This is a genomic window from Conexibacter sp. DBS9H8 (assembly GCF_023330685.1).
Lineage (GTDB): Bacteria > Actinomycetota > Thermoleophilia > Solirubrobacterales > Solirubrobacteraceae > Palsa-465.
On the sequence record NZ_CP097128.1, the window covers coordinates 702,867 to 724,858 of the forward strand.

The following is a 21,992-nucleotide window of genomic DNA, read 5'->3' on the forward strand; positions in this document are numbered from 1 at the left end:
CTGGCGTTTCCGTCAGGTCACGGCGTGACCGGCTGCCGCTAACGTCGGCGTACCGGCAAACGGTTGTGAAACTTGGTCGTGTGCGGTCGAGGGAAGATGCGTCGATGAATCTCAGATGGTGGCTCGAACGGGCGTCATGGGAGTACCCAGAGAAGGCGGCGGTCATCGATGGCGACGGCGCCGAGACGGACTACACCCATTTGCGCGCGATGTCGAACCGGATCGGGAACGTGCTGGGAGAGCATGCGGCCGTCACGGAGGACGAGATCGTCCTGACGCTGATGCGCGACCACCATCGCCACGTTGCCGCCTTCTGGGGGACGATTGGGATCGGCGCCGTCTTCAGCGGGCTCAACCCTCGTCAGGTGCCCTCTAAATACGTCTCGGATGTACAGCGAAGCCGTGCAACGACCCTCATCGTCGATCCCGAGTTCGTCGCTATCGCCGAGTTGCTGGAGTCAAAGACGGCGCTGAGCAGGATCTATGTGAGTCGCGGGACACACCCGCGGTTTGCCAGCCTCGAGTGGCTTGCCGCCGAATGCTCTGACGAGCGACGCATCGCCCCGCGGGCGACCTCTGATGCAGCGGCAGTCAACTTTACGTCAGGCACCTCGGGAGTAGCCAAGGGTGTGACGTTCACCCACGGGACGCTGAACAACTCCTGCTGGGGGTCGGTGTTTCTGGCCGGTATCACGAGCAGCACACGCAACTTGTCGCTGGTGGGCATGTTCCACAGCGGTGGGATTCACGATTCGGTGCGCCTGGCCATGGCGGGCGGCACGGTGGTCTGGTGCGATGGTTGGGATGTCGATCGCGTCGTACGAATCTTCCGCGAACATCGACCCAACTGGATGTACTGGATCATTCCGACGATGGTGCGAGACCTGATGCGCCACCCGGCCTGGGCGGACCTCGATCTCAGTGGCGTGAGCGCCTACATCGCCGGGGAGCCGGTCCCGCCCGACGTCGAGGACGCGTTGACCGGCAAGGGAGTGAGGCTGGCGAACATGTATGGACTGACCGAAGCGATGCCGGTCTGCGTGCTCGGACCCTCTCTTTATTACGGCGATCAGGCGACAGTGCCTGCTGGGTCCTCCGGTCGGCCGAACAAGGAGTTCTGCGAGGTGAAGCTTGCCGACGCCCTCACGGGTGCGGCGCTGACCGGCGGCGACGTCGAGGGCGAAGTCTGCATCCGTGGGGACGTCGTGTCACCCGGGTACTTCAACGACCCGGAGCGGACGGCTCAGTCGATCGACGCGGAGGGGTTCCTGCATACCCGTGATGTCGCGTACCGCGACGCCGAGGGTTGGTACTACGTCCGCGGTCGCGCGGATGACGTCATCAACAGTGGCGGGGAGAAGTTGTCGCTGATCGAGGTGGATGACGCGCTCCTCGCCCACCCGAAAGTGTTTGACGCGGCATGCATCGGAGTCGCGCATGAGCGCTTCGGCGAGGTCCCAGCAGCCTTTGTCGTGCTTGATGGCACCTTCGACGACGGCGCGGCACGGGACATGCTGGACGCTCACTGCCTCGGGACGATCGAGCGCTGGAAACGACCACGTCTCTACGTATTCGTCGAGGCGGTGCCCCGTACGGTGGCCAAGCGGTCGAAGTGGCAGGGGGAGATGCGTCGCCAACTGGAGGGCATCACTGTGCCCGACGCCAACGGGGTCACGACGCTGACCGAGTTGCGCGGTCTGCCAACCACGTCAGGTGCCGCGGATCTGGCCCAGGACGGTCAGCGGTGATGACCGACGGCGGCCCTGGGCCGCGGATCACGACGCGCGTCACGGAGTTGCTGGGGATCGAGCATCCGATCATCCAGGAGGGATTGGGTCCCTACAAGACCGTTCAGTTGGCGGCCGCCGTCACTAACGCCGGAGGTCTCGGGACGATCAGCATGCCAGGGATGACCGCCGGTGCGCAGGGGGTACGAGACCTACGCGCCTACATCGAGCAGGCATGTGAACTGACGGACGGGACGCTGGCGGTCAACATTCCCGTCGGCACCGCTAAGGGGGCTGAGCCTCCGGAGTTGCTGCCGTTCAGCGCCGCTTACGTCGGCTGCGTCATCGACGCGTTACGCGATTCCGCGATCGCCCAGCGGCTGCGGGTGATCACCACCTCGGCCGGCCCTCCCGGGGTGGTCCGCCGTGCGATCGCTGACAGCGGCCTCATCCACGCGCACAAAGTGGGTGGCACTCGCCAGGCGATCCGCGCCGAGCGCGATGGCGTCGACGTCATCATCGCATCCGGCTATGAAGCCGGAGGGCACACCCACGCCCGCCCGGTTCACACGATAGTGCTCGGGGCGAACGTGACCGAGGCTGTCGACGTGCCGGTTGTGATCGCTGGCGGCATCCGGGATGCTCGCGGCATCCTGGCGGCGCTCGCGCTCGGCGCGGACGCGGTGGCGATGGGGACCCGCTTCGTGGCCAGCTGCGACAACCCTGATTGGGATGACGCCTACGCGCAGCGGGTGCTCGCCATGCAGGAGGGCGAGGATGTGGTCTTCCCCGCCGTCTTCGGTCCCTCACGCGGATTGGCCAGCGACGGGCTGAGTGAGCTGCTGTCGTTCGTCGGTTCCGAGGCAATGACTGAGAGCGAACTCACCGCATGGAAGGACGACCGGTTGATCATCGCCCAGCGTGACGGCGACGTGACTCACGGGATCATGCCCTGCGGTCAGGTGGCCAGCGGGATCGGCGACCTCATTCATGTGGCGGAATTTGTACCCGGGGTCGTTGCCGAGACCGCCGCTCTGCTGGAGCGGCTCTCCGGCCTGTTCGGTGGGACGGGCCGGCCGGAGTCAGATCCCAGGACAAGGACGAGGGCGCCATCATGAAGACGAGCCTGCGCTTCGCGGCTTGGGCGGCCTTCTGGGGGGACACCCCGCGCGCGGCCGAGCAGGTGCTCCGGTCCGAGCGGATCGACTATCTGGTCTCTGACTACCTGGCGGAGATCACCATGGCCCTGTTGGCACGCGCACGGGCCAAGGATCCGGCGACCGGCTATGTCGCCGACGCGGTCCGGACGCTGGCGGCGATCCTCCCGGAGATCGAGGCCAGGGGGATCAAGGTGATCACGAACGCGGGCGCGCTCAACGCGGACGCCTGCGCCGAGGCGCTTGAGCGGGCCGCCCGCGAGGCAGGTGTCTCGCTGCGCGTTGCCTCAGTTGAAGGAGATGACCTGATGCCGCGTCTGGACGAAATCCTGGCTGCGGATCCCCATGACATGTTCACCGGAGAGTCGATCCCCGGGGCCGTCAGCACGATGAATGCGTACCTTGGTGCTCGTCCCATCGCCGAGGCGCTCGCGGCCGGCGCGGACATTGTCGTGACGGGACGCTGCGCCGACGCTGCGGTCGTGCTCGGACCGCTGATGTACGAGTTCGGTTGGTCCGACGACGACTATGACCGGCTGGCCGCAGGGAGCCTGGTGGGTCACATCATCGAGTGCGGCCCTCAAGCCACCGGCGGCATCCACACCGACTGGTGGGCCGTCCCCGGTTGGGACAACCTCGGTTATCCGATCGCCGACGTCGATCCCGACGGCACGGCTGTGATCAGCAAGCCGCCGGACACGGGAGGTCTCGTCTCGGTCGGCACGGTCTCCGAACAAGTCCTCTATGAGATCGGAGACCCCGGGGCCTATGTCATGCCCGACGTCGTGTGTGATTGGCGGGAGGTTCACCTCGAGCAGATCGGTCCGGATCAGGTACGTGTCTCCGGTGCGCGCGGCTCGGCCCCGACCACGACCTACAAAGTCACGGCCACCCACTCAGACAGTTATCGGGCGATGGCAACCGCCATGTTCGCGGGCCTCGACGCGGTGGCCCGAGCCCATCGCGCCGGCGAGGCGATGGTCACGCGTGCCGGACGGTTGCTGGAACACGATGGCTTCGCCCCTCTGGCCGAAGCCTCGATTGAGGTCATCGGGGACGGCAAGGTGCTCGCTCCGCACGCCGCAGCCGAGGTCGCGACCGGGGCTGTGCTCAAGATCGGCGTGCGGCACCCCGATAAGGCCGCGCTGGAGATCTTCGCTCAGGAGTTCGCGGCCTTCGGGCTCGTGGCTCAGGGGATGACCGGGGTGTTCGCCGGGCGCCCGCGGGTTGCGCCGGTGTTTCGAGTTCTTCACCTGCTGGTCGACAAGGCGACCACGCCCGTCACGGTACGCATCGCAGGTGAGTCCCGAACCGTCGCTGTTGCCCCGGGCGTCGCCGGTCCGCCCGTCGAAACCCCAACGGTCGCTCTGGTCCTGGGACCGGTCCCGGATGAGAGCGCGAGTTCGGCTGCCGCCGGCGGCGGTCCCGCAGCCGATCGTGTTGAGGTTCCGTTGCGGGCGCTGGCGTGGGCGCGCAGCGGTGACAAGGGTGACCGGGCGAACATCGGTGTGATCGCCCGGCGGCCTGAGTTCTTGCCGGTCATCCGGGAACAGCTGACGGTTGAGCGCGTGGCCCAATTCTTCGCCCACTACTCACCGAGCGCGGTCCGCTGCTGGGAGCTTCCCGGCCTCAACGCCCTCAACTTTCTGCTCGACGATGTCCTCGGCGGGACGGGCGGGACCTCGACGCTCCGCTACGACCCCCAGGGCAAGTCGTATGCGGCGATGCTGCTGACTGTCGGGATCGAGGTGCCGCGAGATTGGGATTGGCCGGCGCACCCGGAGCTTGTGGCGGTGACGTCATGACCCTCCCGGGCAAGGTACTGATCGCCAACCGCGGCGAGGTCACCGTTCGCATCATTCGGACATTGCGGGAGCTTGGAATTCCGAGCGTTGTCGCCTACCACGCGATGGAGCGCCACGGGCTCGCCGCACGCGAGGCCGATAAGGCAGTCGAGGTGTTCGGCGAGCCGCCGGTCTCGGCGTATCTCAACGGTGAGGCGATGATCGAGGCCGCACTCCGAACCGGCGCTGACGCGATCCATCCCGGCTTCGGATTTCTCGCGGAAAACGCAGACTTCGCCCGAGCCGTCGGGGATGCCGGCATCACCTTCATCGGTCCTCCCCCCTCGGCGATCCGGGCGATGGGCGACAAGATCGAGGCCAAGCGTCTCGCCCAGGCCGCCGGCGTCCCGACGCTGCCCGGATCCAAGCACGCGCTGTCAGACGCCGAGGAGGCCGTCGCTGAAGGCGAACGGATCGGCTACCCCGTCCTGCTCAAGGCGAGCGCCGGCGGTGGCGGCAAGGGCATGCGCATCGCTCATGACAGCGACGGCTGCCGCGATGCTTTCGTGCGCGCATCTCAGGAGGCCAAGGCCGCCTTCGGTGATGGACGCGTCTTCCTGGAGCGCTACATCGAGAAGCCGCGCCACATCGAGGTTCAGGTGCTCGCCGACACGCACGGGACCGTCCTCGCCTTGGGCGAACGGGAATGTTCGATCCAACGGCGCTACCAGAAGGTCGTTGAGGAGGCTCCCTCTCCGTTGATCACGCCGGAGGTGCGCGTCGCGATGGGCGACCGGGCGGTCGCCCTGGCACGATCGGTCGGCTACGTGTCGGCCGGCACTGTCGAGATGGTGGCCGACAGAGAGGCCAACTTCTACTTCCTCGAGATGAACACTCGGCTACAGGTCGAGCACCCGGTCACCGAGCTCGTCACGGGGATCGACATCGTGGCCGAGCAGCTGCGGATCGCGGGTGGTGAGCCGCTCGGGTTCGGTCAGGACGACATCCGGATCGGTTGTCATGCGATCGAATGTCGGATCTACGCCGAGGATGTCGAGGCGGGCTTCATTCCGGCAACTGGTCGGCTCAATCTTGTACGCTTTCCGAGCGGCGCCGGCGTGCGAGTGGATCACGGAGTGCGCGAGGGCGAGGCGGTCACGGCGGCGTTCGACCCGATGGTCGCCAAGGTGATCGGCTACGGCACCACGCGGGCAGACGCCATCGAGAGCACACGCAGGGCGCTGTCAGAGACGGTGCTACTCGGGACCGTCACCAACACGAGTTTCCTCGAGCGTGTCCTCGCCCATCCCGCCTTCGCTGCCGGCGAGATTGACACCGCATTCCTTGACGACCACCCGGAGGTTTGCGAACACAGGCCGGCGACCGAGGAGCAACAGCGTTTGCTGATCGCTGCTGCCGCGCTGGCCAGCCCCCGCTACGAACGCCGTCACACCCTTGCTGAGCCGCTCGCCTCACTCGGCGAATGGAGGCCCTGATGTCACTGCAGATCTCTCTTGACGAAGGTCCGGCGCGCGACGTCGCACTCACCCGGCTCGGGGCCGGGCCTGCCCGGCTGTGGATCGACGGCCGGGAGTACGTTGGGCAGCTTCTTCCGGTTGGCGGTGGCTTTGAGATCCAACTCGACGACCGTACAGAGCGGATCTGGCTGGTCGTCGACCGCGACACCGTGTTCATCCACGCCTTCGGCCGAGTGTGGCAAGCGCAGGTGACCGACCCGTCCGAACGGTCGGGCGCTGACGCTCACGCCGCGGACGTGATTACCGCACCGATGCCGGGCATGGTCATCAGCGTCGCCGCCAGCGTCGGAGAGCCTGTCGCCGTCGGTCAAGTCCTGCTGGTGATCGAGAGCATGAAGATGCAGAGTGAGATCGTCGCGGGGCGGGACGGTGTCATCGAGCGTGTCCACCTTCGGGTCGGCGACACCTTCGACCGCGGTGCGTGGCTTGTCCAACTCCAGTCGCTGGAAGCAGACCAAGGAGCTCAGCCATGAGGCGCATCGCCTCTCGGATCGACACAAGTACGGATGCCTACCGACGCAACCGCGAGACCAACCTCGCGCTTGCTGCGGATCTCCGCGAGAAGATTCACACAGCGCGGTATGACCGGCCGGCCCGAGCGCTCGCCCGTCTGGCCGAGCGCAACAAGCTGACGGTACGGCGGCGACTTGAGCTGCTGTTGGATCCCGGCTCCCCGTTTCTCGAACTGTCACCTCTCGCGGCGATGCACGCCTATGGCGGTGAGGCGCCCCAGGCCTTGATCGTCACCGGCATCGGCGTGGTCAGCGGACGCGAGGTCATGATCACCGCCGGGGATAGCTCGCTGAAGGGCGGCTCGTGGTATCCATTGTCGACGAAGAAGATCGTCCGCGCCCAGGAGATCGCGCTGGCGAACCACCTGCCCGTCGTCAACCTCGTCGACTCCGGCGGGGCCTACCTGCCACTCGGCGACGAGATCTACGCACTCGGCGGTTACACCTACCGGGCTCAGTGCCTGATGAGCGGGGCCGGAATTCCTCAGCTCGCGCTTGTGCTCGGACCGTCGACCGCGGGTGGGGCCTATCTCCCGACGCTGTGTGATCAGTCGATCATGGTCCGCGGGACCGGCTTTGTCTTCCTCGGCGGTCCGCCGCTCGTGAAGGCTGCGACTGGAGAGGACGTCAGCGCCGATGAGCTCGGCGGTGCCGATATGCATACCTCCGTCTCCGGTACCGCCGACTATGCGGTCGACGATGAGGAGGAAGGACTCGAACTCTGTCGCGAGATCGTCGGCACCTGGACCCGTCCGTCGAAGCTTGCGATCGACCGGCGCGATCCGGAGCCTCCCTACTACGATCCTGACGAGCTCTACGGGATCATTCCCGGCGACATCAAGAAGCAGTTCGACATGCGTGAGGTCATTGCCCGCATCGTCGACGGCAGCTTGTTCCTTGAGTTCAAACCGGCCTACGGCGAGACGATGGTGACCGGCTGGGCCTACCTCCAGGGGATGAAGGTGGGGATCCTCGGCAACAACGGCGTGCTCTTCAGTGAGGCTGCCAACAAGGCAACACAGTTCATGCAGCTGTGTGATCGCGACGGCACGCCGCTGATCTTCTTGCACAACATCACCGGATTCATGGTCGGACGCGAGTACGAGCGCGGTGGGATCACCAAGGACGGCGCAAAGATGCTGATGGTCCAGGCCAACGTGACTGTGCCGAAGTTCTCGGTCTACGTGCACGCGTCCCAAGGTGCCGGCAATTACGCGATGACCGGCCCGGCCTGGGACCCGCGGTTCCTCTTCGCCTGGCCCAACTCGCGCTCCTCGATCATGGGCGCCGAGCAGGCGGTGAAGACGCTCAGTGAGGTGCGGGTGGCCAACCTCAGACGTGAGCAGGGCCGTGAGGCGACCGAGGCTGAGCTGACCCAGATCCACGAGGACGTCTGGGAGTACTACGAACGCACGTCTCATCCTTACCACCTCACCTCAGAACTCCGCGACGACGGTCTGATCGATCCGGTGGAGACACGGAACACCCTTGCGATGGCTCTGTCGGCCTCGCTGAATGCACCGATCCAGCGCACGCCCGGCGGCGTGCTCCGGATCTGACCCGCGCCGAAGGCCGATCGACCAGAGGAGAGAACATGGCGGACGAGATCATCTACGACGTACGCGAATCAATCGCGTGGCTCACCATCAACCGGCCAGAAGCGCGCAACGCACTCAACAAGGCGGCCCGTGACGGCTTCGCAGACGCGTGCCGAGCGTTTGCCTCCGATGACTCAGCGACCGTGCTGATCATCACCGGAGCCGGCGAGAAGGCCTTCTGTGCCGGCGCGGATCTCAAGGAGATGGCCGAGACCGCCATGCGGGTACCGCCCAAGGATCTGTTCATCGAGTTCAACCGGACGCTGATGACCGACAAGCCGATCATCGCGGCCGTCAACGGCCACGCGTTCGCCGGCGGCTTCCGGATCGCTCAGATGGTCGACCTCGTCGTGTCCGCTGATCACGCCACCTACGCGATCTCCGAACCGAAGGTCGGACGTGGAGCGCCGTGGGCAGCGCCACTGGGCAGGCTGGTGGGCCCGCGGATCGCGCTCGAGCTGCTGACCACGGCTGCGCCGCTCAGCGCTCAGCGCATGTATGAGCTCGGCTTCATCAATCGCGTGGTTCCCCACGACCAGTTGCTCACCGCCGCCGAGGAGATGGCTCGGTCGATTGCCGACAACGCCCCGCTCTCGGTGCGGGCCGGCAAACGCATGGTCTATGACTCCGCGTCGCTCGGCTGGTTGGAGGGCCTTGACCACGCTGATGAGCTCTGGAAACACGTCTACCTCAGTGAGGACGGTCAGGAGGGGCCACGGGCATTTCGTGAGAAGCGCAAGCCGGTGTGGCAAGGGCGCTGAGACAGCGCTGGACAGGCTTCACGCGATGTCCGTGTTAGACAAGTTCCGGTTGGACGGCAAGGTTGCCATCGTGACCGGTGCGTCCTCGGGGTTGGGGGTTGCGATCGCGCGGACTCTGGCGGAGGCGGGGGCTGACGTCGCACTCGGCGCCCGTCGTCTTCAGGGTCTCAGGCGGACCCGTGCGCTGGTCGAGGCGACCGGTCGCCGCGGCCTCGTCGCCCAAGTCGACGTTGCGGATGCTGAACAGTGCCGACGACTCGTCGCCGAGACGGTCGGAGAGCTCGGACGCGTCGACATTGTCGTCAACAATGCCGGGATCGGCGAGATTGTGCCTGCGCTCAAGCAGGACCGCGCTGACTTTCAGCGTGTGCTCGACGTCAATCTGAGTGGCGCTCACTGGATGGCGTGCGCCGCTGCCCAGGCGATGACCGACGGTGGCTCGATCGTCAACGTCGCGAGCATGTTGGCGCTGACGACGGCCGGTTCGCCCCAGGCCGCGTACGCGGCGAGCAAGAGCGGCATGCTCGGGTTGACGCGCGATCTCGCTCACGAGTGGAGCCAGCGCCGGGGCATCCGCGTCAATGCCGTCGCACCGGGCTATTTCGCGACCGAGCTGACCGACGCCCATCTCGAGTCGATCGATCTGCTCGTCCAGCGCGCCGCGCTACGCCGAATCGGAGAGCCCGACGAGCTCGCCGCCGCCGTCCTCTTCCTCGCCAGTCCCGCGTCGAGCTACATCACCGGAGAGACACTGGTCGTCGACGGCGGCTTCGCGGTCGGCTGATGGAAGCGACGCTGCGACGCGGCGATCAGAGCAACTCTGGTCGCTTTCGCCGGTGTGCGGCATCGACCGCTCGGCGGAGCGAGTCTGCTACAGGATGACCTCAAGTAGTTCCCCGAACTCCTCTGCGGCTTTGCGCTGAGCGTGAACGGGTTCGATCTGCTGGATCAGGAAACCCTGCAGGGCGGCGTTGATCGCCTGCCCGAGCGCAGTCGCTTTCACGTCGGAACGAATCGAGCCGTCATCCTGACCCGTGGCGACAAGATCGATCATGTATTTGCGCTGGCTCGCTTGCACACGCCGTGCGATCGGCGCCAGATGCGGGCGCGAGGTGCCCGCCTCGACGTGCAGGCGCAGGAGCAGGCGGTAGAAGGGCGTCGCGGATCCGTAGAGCCGTGCAGACTCGGCGACCAGCCCATGCAGACGTTCTCTCCCGGAGCCGGAGTCGCTGGCGGTGATCACCTGCTCGGCGTGCCGTCTGACCGCCTCCTTGAAGACCTCCTCGACAAGTCCCTCCTTGGAGCCGAAGTGGTGGTACAACGCACCGCGGGTCACGCCGACATCCGCCGCGATCGCATCGAAGCTGGCATCCGGGCCGCGCTCGGCGAGGCGTGAGATCGCTGCGTCCAAGAGTCGACGCTGGGTCTCCTTGCCAGCAGCGACGCGAGTGGTCGGGGCGCTCATTGCCGTCAACTCGAACTCGTCTGGAGCCGCATCGGACCGAGGATACCTTCATACAGACTCGCACGTATGCCGTTGGCTGCGACTAGCGTAAGCGCCAGTGCGCGGTGACCACGCGGCCGCCTACCGTAGGTGCATGCCCGATTTGACGCGCGACGCCGAACCGGCTCCGACGGGACCCCTGCGTGGGCTGCGCGTGGTCGAATTCGCTCAGATCATCGCTGGTCCTCTCGCGGGAACGCTGATGGCGGATCTGGGCGCGGAGGTCATTCACGTCGAGCCGCCGGGTGTCGGCGACCCGCACCGCAATACTGGACCGACCAAGGACGGTGAGGCGCTGTGGTGGAAGGCTGCCGCCCGCAACAAGCGCTCGGTCACGCTTAACCTCCACGAGCCGAAGGCTCAGGAGATCGCTCACGGGCTTGTGGCGCAGGCCGACATCGTGATCGTAACGATGCGCTCCTCCACGGTGCAGAAGTGGCGTCTCGATTTCGCGACGCTGCACGCCATCAATCCGAAGCTCATCTTCGTTCAGATCTCAGGGTTCGGATCGACGACTTCGCGGGCTGACGATCCAGGATTCGGGAAGGTCGGAGAGGCTCGTAGCGGCACCGTCTACATCACGGGCTACCCGGAGCACCCGCCTGTCCACGCCGGATTCTCACAAGGAGACGCCACGACTGCGCTGATGGCCGCCTTCGCCGCCATGTCGGCGCTCCATCAACGTGACGCCGACCCTGAGTTCGACGGCGAGCACATCGACCTCGCTCTCTTCGAGTCGCTCTTCCGCCTCGCCGACTGGCAGGTCATCTACTACGACCAACTCGGCAGGACGCCGGAGCGGTCCGGCAACCGCCTCGCAAACGCTCCGGCGGCCGTCGTCAACACGTACCTCACCGCTGATGACACATGGATCACCATCACGTCGGCGACTCTACGATCGGTGCTGAACGTCGTCCGCATGGCCGGTCTCGACGAGTCCGACTACCAAACCTGGGAGGCCCAGAGGGCCGGGGCCGACGAGATCGATCTCGCGCTGAGGCAATGGGTGTCTGCCCGCACCGCGCAGGAGTGCCTCGACGCGATGCGTGCCCACAGCGTCACCGGAGACCGGATCTTCAGCATGGCGGACATCGTCAATGACCCGATCTACGCTGAGCGTGAGGACATCGTCACGGTTGACGATGCGGTTCTCGGACCAATCCGCATGCAGGGGGTCGTACCCAAGCTGATCCGCAATCCGGGCAATGTCTGGCGGTCAGCGCCCACGCTCGGGCAGGACAACATTGACGTATTCGGTCGCTGGTTAGGAATGAGCGTGAATGAATGCGCCGAGCTCGCCTCCCACGGCGTGATCTGACTGCGACATGGAACTCAAAGTCACCCGATATGAAGTCGATGCGGACGGGATCGCAACAGTCTGGCTCCATCGCCCCGAGCGGCGGAACTCCTGGACTGCGCGGATGCACACTGAATACCGCTGGATCATGGCTCAGCTTGATGCTGATCCCGCGGTCCGAGTTGCGGTCTTGACCGGCACTGGCTCCACATTCTGTGTCGGGGCGGACGCCAAGGCACTTGAGACATACGTCGGCGGGGACGGATTTGATCCGGGTCTGAGCCACGACGTTGACCGACCTGGAGGCGGTGTGCGCCCCGAATTCGACGCCGACGTAGTCTGGCAACTAGGGCTACGGTTACCGCTCATCTGCGCAGTGAACGGGGCCTGCGCTGGTGTGGCGATGGCGATGGCGGCCTTCTCTGACATCCGGTTCGGGCTGATGGGCGCCAAGGTGACGACCGCCACGGCAAAGCTGGCGATGCCGGCCGAGTATGGACTCTCCTGGGCCCTGCCGCGCCTGATCGGGCTCACTCACGCTGCCGACGTGCTGCTCAGCGGCCGGATCCTGCTGGCCGAGGAGCTCGGCGAAATGGGGTTCTTCAATGGCGTGTTCGAGCCCGATGAGTTCGAGGGCCGAGTGTACGACTACGCGCGTCGTCTGGCGGCCAACTCACCGGAGGCGGTTACAGTCACCAAGCGGCAGCTCTATGACGACATGCTTCGGCACGATCCGGCGGCGTCGGTTAACGACAGCAAAGCCCTGATCGGTCGTCTCATGGGCCGCCCGGACTATGAGGAAGGGGTGAGGGCGTTGATTGAGAAGCGGCCCCCTCGCTTCGGGGCAGCGATCTGACCGGCAGCTTCTTCGCATGCATGCGTAAGGGTATGTATGCTGCTTCGTGAGAGAGAACCCGCCGCTTCTGACCCAGCTCGGTTGAGGAGTGCTGAGGAGGAGAGATGACGATTGCAACGCTGTTCCCGTCTGGCATCTCCAGCGGGGTAGAACAGATGAAGGTGATGATCGTCGATGATCACGAGGTGGTCACCGAGGGGCTGCGAACGGCGATTGAGCGTGACGAGCGCTTCATCGTCGTTGGGGTTGCGCACACTGGTGGCGATGCCAGAGCGCTGGCGCGTCGGGTGCTGCCCGATGTCGTGATCCTCGACATGCATCTACCGGACATGCCGGGAGATGACGCGTGCCGCCAGCTGCGCGTACTGCTGCCGAGGGTCACGGTCATCGCGCTGAGCGCATACCTGAACGAAGCTGCTGTTCGCAGCGCCATGGAAGCGGGCGCATGGGCGTACGTCACGAAGTCCGCGGGCCTGCCCGAGCTGCGCGCAACCCTCGATCGGCTCTGGACGGGGCAGCCAGACGGTGAGTCCGCCAACGCGCCCCGAATCGTCAAGCACCTGGCCGGGATTGTGGAGCGACGTTCCGACAGCGAGACACTCACTCCACAGCAGGCTCGGGTACTGGAACTGCTCGCGCAGGGCCTGACGTACCGCAAGATCGCGCTGAAGATGATGATCTCCGAATCGACGGTCCGCTTTCACATTCAGAAGCTGAAGGTGAAGTTCGGGACCGATTCCAAAACGGAGATGATCGTCCAATGTCTCCGGAGGGGAGTGATCTCCTCACCCGAAGAAGAGGCCACCGCCCAGTCCGCCCGCTGATGCTCGCCGAACGCGTGAGGCGCCGGCTGAGCTCAGAGCTCCGTGGCGTGGCGGATTTCGGTGCGCGTCAACTCGCCGCAGAGGCGGTCATTGTCGTCGATGAGCGCGAAAGCCCACTGGTGTTGGTCGCCTGTGAAGGACCGCGGAGAGAGGAACTCCTCGCGCAGCCGGACGCGTTCACCCGCCTCGCGAACAGTTCTGACCGCTGGGGGTTGCGGGAAGCCTCGATCCAAGTCGTCCCGCTCACATTCACTGACAGCGAGCCGGTCGGAACCCTTTACGTGCTGGCCGGCCCCCCCGATCGGTCCCACAGGCCAGACATGCGCAGTGAGCATACTCAAGCTCTCGCCCGTCAGATCGCTCTCGTGCTGTGCAAGCCGGGCTGCGGCGCCGTCGATTCCGAGCGAGCCGGTACCGGCGGCGGCTGGCTCAGCGAACTGGACGCGCTGCCGTCGCTGCCGGACGCGATTGGTCGGTTGACCCCCACTGTTGCCCGCGGCGCCTCGGAGCTGCTCGGTGTCACGGCTGGTTGTCTTGTGGTGTGGGATGGTGAGCGTTCGATTCTCCGCGCGTTGCCTGGTGCGTTCGGAACGTCAGACCGCGCGTTGAGCGACTCGATCTCGGGTCCGCCGACAAACCCCCACAGCCTGACCTCGCGGGTCTTCGCGACCGATCAGCCGTACATGACCAACGACGCATCGTCTGACCCGAGTCTGCATCAGCAGTATGTCGACGTCTTCCGATTGCGCCGCGTGCTCGCGGTCCCCTTGACGGTCGGCGCCCGACGGGTGGGCGTTCTGATGGTCGCGAACAAGCCAGCTCCGTTCACCGTTGCGGATGTTGTTGCGCTCGAGCGGCTGGCCCCGCGGATCGCAACCACGGTGCAGTTTGCGCTGTCGATCGAGAAGATCCGCCGGAGTCAGCGGATGGAGCGAATCCTGGCTCAGGCGGCGACTGATGTTGCCTCGGGCAAGAGCGTTGAGGACTGTCTGGGGCCGGCACTTCGCGAGCTCGGGGCGACGACTGGGTCGGCGCTCGCGGTATTGAGCCGCCGAACGGCCGCGCCGGTTCTGTGGCGTGGGGCGAGCGTCGATGCGGAGCTGGAGCAAGCCTTCCTCAAGGCCGCCCAGAACATGTCGATGCGCGCCGCGGGGGCGTATCCGCATGATGTCGGTGACCCCGGCTGGGCGGCAGCCCATGCGCCGGTGTTGTTCTCCAACGACCTGGTGGCCGTCGTATCCCTGTTGCGTCGCAACGGAATGCCGTTTGGAAGTGACGAAGAGGAATCACTCGGCAGGCTGGCCGATATCGCTGCGCTTGCATGGGCGACGGACCGCTATCAGCGCCAGGTTCTTGAGCTCACCCGGTCACGTGAGCGAGCGCGGATCGCCGACGAGCTGCATGACCACGTCGCCCAGATCATGTTCGCGGCGCAGATCGGCCTCGACTCCCTGCTTGAGTCTGACGTTACCGAATGTGACGAGGAGCGCGGGCGGCTCGTGGAGATCCGCGGTCTCTTGACGATCGGCGAGGCTGCGATTCGCGCGGTGATAGATGAGTGCGACCCGGGACCTCAGGAGAACCTGGTCCGCCGCCTGGAGAACACGATCGCGGCCGTCGATGACCAGTTTCACGTCGCTGTCGTTCTCAGCCTGCCGGACCCGGAGAGCGTCGCCGAGGTACCACGTTCGGTTGCTGACGGTGTCGTGAGGATCGCACACGAGGCGACCATCAATGCCGTCAAGCATGCGGGTCAGTGCCGCATCGGCCTGACTCTATATCAGGCCGCTGACGCGTTATGCTTGCGTGTCCGTGACGACGGCAAAGGGACGAACGGGCCTGGCTTTACGAGCCGCCACGGTGTCAACTCGATGCGTCGGGCTGCGCTCGAGATCGGCGGTGTTCTCGACATCACGGCTGGTCCGGGTATCAGGGGAACGCAGGTACAGCTAACGGTTCCGCTCGAGCTCTGAGCGACCGCACGTCGCGCCATCGCTCGAGGACTGACGGTTGTGCCAGTTGGGCCGCCCGGAGGTGACAACTAGCGTGCGGTGAGGACATTTACCACCGTGAGGGTTGAGGGTCGTTGCCGTGGAGCTGTGGAATTTTGCTGATGTTTGGGAGACCGTGGCGGCGACCGTCCCGGAGCGACTCGCACTGATACACGGCACGACCCGGCGCACCTGGGCACAACTCTCAGCTCGCGCCGACCGCGTGGGCCGGGGCCTCGTGGGGGCGGGGCTCGGTCCCCAGGACAAGGTGTCCCTCCTGCTCTACAACGGACCCGAGTACATCGAGACCGCCTTCGCCGCCCTCAAGTGTGCCCTCGTGCCGGTCAACACGAACTATCGCTATGGGCCGGACGAGCTCGTCTATCTCTGGAGCGACGCTGATACGGCAGCCGTCGTCTTCAGCGGTGCACTGACCGAGAGCGTTGCCGCGGCTCGAAACCACTTGCCGGACATCCGTCTCTGGATCCACGTTGACGACGGCTCCCACCCGCGACCGAGCTGGGCCGCCGACTATGAGCAGCTCGCCTCCGGCAGAGATACGGACTCCGCCCCGCTGGCCGGCGGCGCCGCAACGGACCCGAGGCGTCAGCGCTCCGGCGATGACCTCATTCTCATTTACACCGGCGGCACCACCGGGCGGCCCAAGGGGGTCATGTGGCGTCAGCACGATCTCTACAGAGTGTCCGATACGGCACGGGATCCGGCAGAGGCCGATCTTGACCGCGTTCGCCAGCGGCTGCTGGAGCAGCGTCCCGCGCCCCCGGTAGGGCTTCCCGCCGCGCCGCTGATGCACGGCACGGGGTTTGTCTTTGCGGGGACGATCCTCAGCCGTGGTGGCACGCTCGTCACGCTCACCTCGCGCAGCTTCGTCGTCAGCGAGCTGCTCGACACGATCGACCGTGAGCGCGTCACCGCGCTCTGCATCGTCGGCGACGCGTTCTGCCTGCCGATCGTCAACGCGCTTGACGCGGAGCCCGAGCGCTGGGACATCTCCAGTCTCACGGCGGTCTCCTCGGCCGGAATGGTGTGGTCGGCCCAGAACAAGGAGCGTCTGTTGGTACACGCCCCAGACGCGCTGCTCCTCGACACGCTCAACAGCAGCGAGGCCAGCGGCATGGGACGCTCGATCACCTCGCGCCAGCGCCCGGCCGGGCAGACTCGCTTTCGTCTTGGCGAGAACGCCTTTGTGATCGGTGACGACGGCAGGGAACTGGCGCCGGGGTCCGGCCAGGTAGGGCGGCTCGCCGTGCGCGGGCACCTGCCGCTGGGCTACTACAAGGACCCGGTCAAGACCGCAGAGGTGTTCACGGAGATCCGCGGTCGGCGCTGCTCGATCCCGGGCGACTACGCGACGGTCGAGCTCGACGGAACGATCACCCTGCTCGGGCGCGGATCGACGAGCATCAATACCGCCGGTGAGAAGGTCTATCCCGAAGAGGTCGAGGCAGTTCTCAGGGGCCACCCCGACGTCGTTGACGCGCTTGTGATCGGCGTACCGGATGAACGGTTCGGTGAGGTGGTGGTGGCAGCCGTGCAGACGGTGCCCGGAGCCGCAATCGATGCCGCGATGCTGATCGCGCACACGCGAGATCGGTTGGCGGGTTACAAGACGCCACGGCACGTGATGCTCGTCGGATCGGTTGAGCGCGGCCCCAGCGGCAAGGCCGACTATCCGGCCGTGCGCCGTCGACTGCTCGAGTGGATGCGCCAACCCCAACCAGCGAACGCGGGTGACCGGCGATGAGCCACGACGCACCACAGGTCCTGTATGAGCAGCGAGACGGGATCGCCTACGTCACGCTCAACCGCCCCGAGAAGCGCAACGCGCTGACCCCCGAGATGGTGGTGCGCCTCGTTGACATCTGGGAACGGGTCGCCGAGGACTCAGACGTCAGGGTCGTGCTCGTGACCGGGGCCGGCGATCAGGCGTTCTCCACCGGTGGAGACCTGGGCACGCTCATCCCGATCATGATGCGGGCCCGGGAGCCCGAGAATGAGTGGGAGGAGAAGGTCGCCGCCAACCGGCGCCTGCTCTACCAGGCGCTGCTGCGCGGTGCCGAGTTCTACAAACCGATCGTCGCGGCGGTTCGCGGGCAAGCCTTCGGTGGCGGCGCTGAATTTCTGCTGAGTACAGACGTGCGTGTCGCCTCGACTGAGTCGAGCTTTGCGTTGACCGAGGTTCGCCGCGGGTTGATCGCCGGCGGCGGATCACTCGCCCGGTTGGCCCGCCAAGTCTCGTGGGCCAATGCGATGGAGTTGGCGCTGACCGGCGAACCGATCAGCGCCGAACACGCGCTCCGGATCGGTCTCGTCAATCGCGTCGTCCCCTCCGAACAGGTGATTGCGGTGGCTGAGGAACTCGCGAACAAGATCAGTCTCGGAGCGCCGGTCGCGTTGGCCAAAACCAAAGAGGCGATCGTACGCTCCAACGGTCGACCGCTCGATGAGGCGTTTGAGATCGAGAGCCAATGCACGCGCGAGAACGCTCGGACCGACGATGCGAAGGAAGGCCCGCGGGCCTTCATGGAAAAGCGAGCTCCCGTTTTCCATGGACGATGAGATGACGTTGCTAAAGGGCATTCGCGTGGTGGAGATGGGCCTCTGGCTCGCTGGGCCGGCGGCCGGTGGCATCCTCAGCGATTGGGGCGCCGACGTGATCAAGATCGAGCCGCTGTCAGGGGATCCGATGCGCAACCTGTACGGACGCCTGTCGGGCTCGAAGGAATCCCGGACTCCCGCGTTCGACCAGCACAATCGAGGCAAGCGCAGCGTCGCGCTTGACATCAACAGCGAGCACGGACGCGATCTGGCTGAGCGGATCATCGCGAGCGCAGACGTCTTCGTGTCCAACATGCGGCCGGCGTTCCTTGAGCGCGTCGGGCTGGACCACCAGGGCATGCTGGAGCGCCATCCCCACCTGGTCTACGCGATCCTGACCGGCTACGGCCTCGAGGGACCCGACAGCGGGGCGCCTGGATTCGACGTCGCAGCCTTCTCCGCACGGAGCGGAGTTGCGGGCCGCTGTGCGCCCGAAGGGGAGCCGCCTGCCACACTCGCCGGTGGCTTTGGCGACATCGTTACGGCTATCAGCGCCACGGCCGCGATCATGGGCGGGCTGGTGCACCGCGAGCGCACCGGCCAAGGGCAGCTTGTGTCGACATCGCTGCTGCGCACCGGGATCTATTGCATCAGCATGGACGTGGCGACGCGGCTTGGTCTTGATCGGCTGGCGCCCTCCCCGTCGCGGACGCACGCCGCCAACCCACTGCTCAACTCCTACGCGGCCGGAGACGGCAAGTGGTTCTGGCTGATGGGCGCGGAGTCTGAACGCCACTGGCCGAACCTTGTTGCAGCGATTGGCGACGGGGCCGTGGCACTGGGTGAGGAACGCTTCGGCTCCCCGCGAGACCGGCGCCGCAACGCCGGAGAGCTCATCGCGCTGCTCGACGCGCTGTTTGCGCAGCAGCCGCGGGAGGAGTGGGCTCGGCGGTTTGCTGAGCATGGTGTTTGGTGGTCTCCGGTCAACACGGTCGAGGATCTGCTGAGCGATCCTCAGGTACAGGCGTCCGGGGCCTTTGTCGGTGCGTCACCCGAGCGCAGCGTGACGGGATGCGCGGTCGCCACCCCAGTCGACTTCAGTCTCACCCCGGTGGGGCCGAGCGGACCCGCTCCGGAGGTCGGGGCCGACACCGATGCGGTCCTGCGGGAAATCGGTCTCGAGCAGGTTGAGATCGAGCAGCTCAAGCTTGCCCGGACCGTCGGCGGAACCCCAGACAACGCGCGAGCTGCTTGGCCATGACGCCGCTCGCCTGGCCGGGTAGCACGGCGCTCGTGGGCATCGGGGAGACGGATTACGTCCGTGGCAGCGATGCCTCCCCGCTCCGGCTGATGCTCGAGGCTTCGACGACGGCGATCGTGGACGCCGGACTCTCGCCTGCCGATATCGACGGGATCATTCCCCCACCTGGGTTCACCTCCGCCGAGGAGATTGCCGCCCACCTAGGCTGCTCCGAGCTTCGCTTCTCGGTGACCTCCCACATGGGGGGCGCGAGCCCCGTTGCCTCGTTGCAGAGCGCCGCGCTCGCGATCTCGGCCGGACTGGTCAGGAACGTCCTCATCACAGTTGGCTGGAACGGCTATTCGGCGTTCCGACGCCGTGAGGGGACGACGCCGCCGCGCAAGCGGAGGGACCCGGGCGCCTACGCTGGGGTCACACCCGACTTCTACGTACCCTACGGCCTGCGGGCTCCCGCACAGATGTACGCGCTCTACCTCATGCACTACGTGCAGCGCTACGGCGTTTCCGGAGACGCGGCCGCGGCCGTCGCTCTGGCCTGTCGCCGGCACGCACAGCTCAACCCGCGTGCACTGATGCGCGGCCGGGAGCTGACGCTTGAGGAGTACGCCGCGTCGCCCTGGGTGGCCGAGCCGCTCCGCAAGCTCGACTGCTGCCTGGAGACCGACTGTGCCGCGGCTGTTGTGATGACCTCGCTGGAGCGAGCGCGGAGTCTGCGCGCAGCACCGGTCGTCTACCTGGCCGGTGCCGAAGGCCACCCGTTCCCCGCTGATGACGTCATCAATCGGTCTGACCCGTTACGCCTCGGCTTGCACGACGCCGCTCCCCGGGCGCTCGCGATGGCCGGCGCGCGGATCCAGGACGCGGACTTCCTGCAGATCTACGACTGTTTCACCTACGTGGTGCTGCTCGAGCTCGAGGCACTCGGATTGGCCGATCCGGGTGGCGCCGCAGAGTTTGTCGCCGGAGGCTCGATCGAGCTCGGCGGACGGTATCCGCTCAACACGCACGGCGGCTTGCTGTCCCAGGGGCACGCCTGGGGACTCAACCACGTCATCGAAGCCGTGCGGCAACTGCGCCATGAGGCCGGAGCCGCGCAAGTAAAGGACGCAGGACTGGGCGTCGTCACCGGTTACGGCGACCTCGGCGACGGCAGCATCGCGATCCTTGCGCGGGAGAGTGAGTCCAGATGAGCATCCAGCCACGTGCCCCTCAGCCCGAGGGGCTGAACCTCGAGTTCTACGAGCACGCCGCCTCAGGCACGCTGCACATTCAGCAGTGCAGCGACTGCGGACACTTCCGGCATCCGCCACGATACTTCTGTCCGGTCTGCTTTTCGTCGCACTATCGCTGGACCCCCTCGGAGGGACGTGGAACGCTCTTCTCCTGGACCGTCACCCACTTCCCGTACGACCGCGGGTGGGCCGAAGGCCTCCCGTACGCGACGCTCGTGGTCGAGCTCGATGAGGGCGTGCGGCTGATCGGGGCCGATGGGACACAGGACATCGCTGTCCTGAGCCCAGGTCTCCGTATGGTGGGGCAGCTCACGCAGGACTCCTACGGCTTCCCGTTCCTGACCTTCGTCGAGCACCCATGAGTGTGCGGAACCCAAGCACCGGAATTGACCGCTTCGCGGTGACGCGGTGGCTTGCAGCCGAGGCCGGCCTGATTCTGCCCCTGAGGTTTACCCGTATCGGTGGCGGCCAGTCGAACCTCACCTTCAGGGTGGAGGACGCCACCGGGGGCTTCACCGTCCTGCGTCGCCCACCGATCGGGGCCGTGCTCGAAACGGCGCACGACATGGCCCGCGAGTTCGAGATCACCGCGGGCCTCCACCGCGCCGATCAGAAGGTCCCCAGGCCGATCGCCCTGTGCCGCGATGTCGCCGTGACTGGAGCGCCCTTCTACCTGATGGAGCATGTAACGGGCCATGTCCTACTCGACCGTGACGCCGCGGAGCTCCTCGCTCCGGAGATACGGCGGCGAGCGGGCCTGGAGATGATCGACACGTTGGTCGACCTCCAGCACGTCGACCTGGACCTCGCCGGTCTCGAACAGCTGAGACGGCGGACACCCTATATCGCGCGTCAGGTGCGTCGCTGGCACGGACAGTGGGAGGCATCGCGGACCCGCGACCTGCCCGAGGTGGACGAGCTTGCGGTGCTGCTCGCCGAGGCGGCGCCGTCGACGGATGAGCACGTGCTCGTCCACGGCGACTACCGCCTCGACAACCTGCTGGTCGTCGACGACGGTTCGGTCGCCGCTGTGCTCGACTGGGAGCTGTGCACGACCGGGCCGCCCTTGGCGGACCTTGGCCTCGCACTCGCCTACTGGGAGGAGGCCTCCATGCCCGCCGGTCTGTTTCCGAGTCCCGTCACGTCGCTCGTCGGGTTCCCGACGCCCGGTGAGCTGATCGAGCGCTACATCCAACGCTCGGGTCGCGACGCCAGCGGCCTTGAGTATTACACCGCGCTCGCGTTCTGGAAGATCGCGATCATCATCGAGGGGGTCTATCGCCGGTGGCTCACCGACCCGACGAATGGTGCAGAGACCGCCGGTGACCTTGGTGAGATCGTCCCTCGCCTCGTCCACCGCGCGACCGAGGTCGCGCGCGGTGCCGCCTGAC

General features: G+C 66.2%; 19 protein-coding genes. 18 read left to right on the plus strand and 1 reads right to left on the minus strand.

The features are described 5' to 3' along the window. The first annotated feature begins 65 nt into the window (after positions 1-65). Genes M3M55_RS03395 through M3M55_RS03430 form a run of 8 tightly spaced genes read left to right on the plus strand, consistent with a single transcriptional unit; the run spans position 66 to position 9,861 of the window. The gene (locus tag M3M55_RS03395; RefSeq protein ID WP_249011417.1) at positions 66-1,748 is read left to right on the plus strand and encodes a class I adenylate-forming enzyme family protein; all 1,683 of its coding nucleotides are present in this window, start codon (positions 66-68) and stop codon (positions 1,746-1,748) included. Beyond that, entirely contained in the window at positions 1,748-2,845 is a 1,098-nt protein-coding gene (locus M3M55_RS03400) for a nitronate monooxygenase family protein (protein ID WP_249011418.1), read from the plus strand. The genes M3M55_RS03395 and M3M55_RS03400 overlap by 1 nt, the downstream gene beginning before the upstream one ends. After that, entirely contained in the window at positions 2,842-4,689 is a 1,848-nt protein-coding gene (locus M3M55_RS03405) for an acyclic terpene utilization AtuA family protein (RefSeq protein WP_249011419.1), read from the plus strand. Before M3M55_RS03400 ends, M3M55_RS03405 begins: the two co-directional genes overlap by 4 nt. Continuing rightward, on the plus strand, positions 4,686-6,164 hold the full coding sequence (locus tag M3M55_RS03410; RefSeq protein ID WP_249011420.1) for an acetyl/propionyl/methylcrotonyl-CoA carboxylase subunit alpha: 1,479 nt from the start codon (positions 4,686-4,688) through the stop codon (positions 6,162-6,164). The genes M3M55_RS03405 and M3M55_RS03410 overlap by 4 nt, the downstream gene beginning before the upstream one ends. Continuing rightward, the gene (locus M3M55_RS03415; RefSeq protein WP_249011421.1) at positions 6,164-6,679 is read left to right on the plus strand and encodes an acetyl-CoA carboxylase biotin carboxyl carrier protein subunit; all 516 of its coding nucleotides are present in this window, start codon (positions 6,164-6,166) and stop codon (positions 6,677-6,679) included. Before M3M55_RS03410 ends, M3M55_RS03415 begins: the two co-directional genes overlap by 1 nt. Then, the gene (locus M3M55_RS03420; RefSeq protein ID WP_249011422.1) at positions 6,676-8,277 is read left to right on the plus strand and encodes an acyl-CoA carboxylase subunit beta; all 1,602 of its coding nucleotides are present in this window, start codon (positions 6,676-6,678) and stop codon (positions 8,275-8,277) included. Before M3M55_RS03415 ends, M3M55_RS03420 begins: the two co-directional genes overlap by 4 nt. Before the next feature lie 35 nt (positions 8,278-8,312). Next, the gene (locus M3M55_RS03425) at positions 8,313-9,077 is read left to right on the plus strand and encodes an enoyl-CoA hydratase/isomerase family protein (protein ID WP_249011423.1); all 765 of its coding nucleotides are present in this window, start codon (positions 8,313-8,315) and stop codon (positions 9,075-9,077) included. Positions 9,078-9,102: 25 nt separating this feature from the next. Beyond that, positions 9,103-9,861 carry an SDR family NAD(P)-dependent oxidoreductase gene (locus M3M55_RS03430; RefSeq protein ID WP_249011424.1) on the plus strand — a complete coding sequence of 253 codons (759 nt, stop codon included), beginning with the start codon at positions 9,103-9,105 and terminating at the stop codon, positions 9,859-9,861. Positions 9,862-9,948: 87 nt separating this feature from the next. Here M3M55_RS03430 and M3M55_RS03435 read toward each other — a convergent pair whose 3' ends face one another. Continuing rightward, positions 9,949-10,542 carry a TetR/AcrR family transcriptional regulator gene (locus tag M3M55_RS03435; RefSeq protein ID WP_249011425.1) on the minus strand — a complete coding sequence of 198 codons (594 nt, stop codon included), beginning with the start codon at positions 10,540-10,542 and terminating at the stop codon, positions 9,949-9,951. Between the two features lie 133 nt (positions 10,543-10,675). Between M3M55_RS03435 and M3M55_RS03440 the strand changes: the two genes are divergently transcribed. The 10 genes from M3M55_RS03440 (at position 10,676) to M3M55_RS03485 (ending at position 21,991) form a co-directional block, all read left to right on the plus strand. Then, the gene (locus M3M55_RS03440) at positions 10,676-11,899 is read left to right on the plus strand and encodes a CaiB/BaiF CoA-transferase family protein (RefSeq protein WP_249011426.1); all 1,224 of its coding nucleotides are present in this window, start codon (positions 10,676-10,678) and stop codon (positions 11,897-11,899) included. 7 nt (positions 11,900-11,906) lie between these two features. Next, positions 11,907-12,734 carry an enoyl-CoA hydratase-related protein gene (locus tag M3M55_RS03445; protein ID WP_249011427.1) on the plus strand — a complete coding sequence of 276 codons (828 nt, stop codon included), beginning with the start codon at positions 11,907-11,909 and terminating at the stop codon, positions 12,732-12,734. Between the two features lie 104 nt (positions 12,735-12,838). Further along, a complete protein-coding gene (locus M3M55_RS03450) occupies positions 12,839-13,558 on the plus strand; it encodes a response regulator transcription factor (RefSeq protein ID WP_249011428.1) in 720 nt (239 codons plus the stop codon). A gap of 47 nt (positions 13,559-13,605) precedes the next feature. Continuing rightward, positions 13,606-15,531, plus strand: coding sequence for a GAF domain-containing sensor histidine kinase (locus tag M3M55_RS03455; RefSeq protein WP_249011429.1), 1,926 nt, complete (start codon positions 13,606-13,608; stop codon positions 15,529-15,531). Between the two features lie 118 nt (positions 15,532-15,649). Then, a complete protein-coding gene (locus M3M55_RS03460) occupies positions 15,650-17,314 on the plus strand; it encodes an AMP-binding protein (protein WP_249011430.1) in 1,665 nt (554 codons plus the stop codon). Beyond that, positions 17,311-18,129: an enoyl-CoA hydratase/isomerase family protein gene (locus tag M3M55_RS03465; RefSeq protein ID WP_249011431.1), complete on the plus strand. Its 819-nt coding sequence runs from the start codon at positions 17,311-17,313 to the stop codon at positions 18,127-18,129. The genes M3M55_RS03460 and M3M55_RS03465 overlap by 4 nt, the downstream gene beginning before the upstream one ends. Next, positions 18,068-19,369: a CaiB/BaiF CoA-transferase family protein gene (locus M3M55_RS03470; protein ID WP_249011432.1), complete on the plus strand. Its 1,302-nt coding sequence runs from the start codon at positions 18,068-18,070 to the stop codon at positions 19,367-19,369. The genes M3M55_RS03465 and M3M55_RS03470 overlap by 62 nt, the downstream gene beginning before the upstream one ends. After that, positions 19,366-20,559: a hypothetical protein gene (locus M3M55_RS03475; protein ID WP_249011433.1), complete on the plus strand. Its 1,194-nt coding sequence runs from the start codon at positions 19,366-19,368 to the stop codon at positions 20,557-20,559. The genes M3M55_RS03470 and M3M55_RS03475 overlap by 4 nt, the downstream gene beginning before the upstream one ends. Then, a complete protein-coding gene (locus M3M55_RS03480) occupies positions 20,556-20,963 on the plus strand; it encodes a Zn-ribbon domain-containing OB-fold protein (RefSeq protein ID WP_249011434.1) in 408 nt (135 codons plus the stop codon). Before M3M55_RS03475 ends, M3M55_RS03480 begins: the two co-directional genes overlap by 4 nt. Then, positions 20,960-21,991 (plus strand): phosphotransferase family protein, encoded by a 1,032-nt coding sequence (locus M3M55_RS03485; protein WP_256469036.1) that lies wholly within the window; start codon positions 20,960-20,962, stop codon positions 21,989-21,991. The genes M3M55_RS03480 and M3M55_RS03485 overlap by 4 nt, the downstream gene beginning before the upstream one ends. Position 21,992 lies beyond the last annotated feature (1 nt).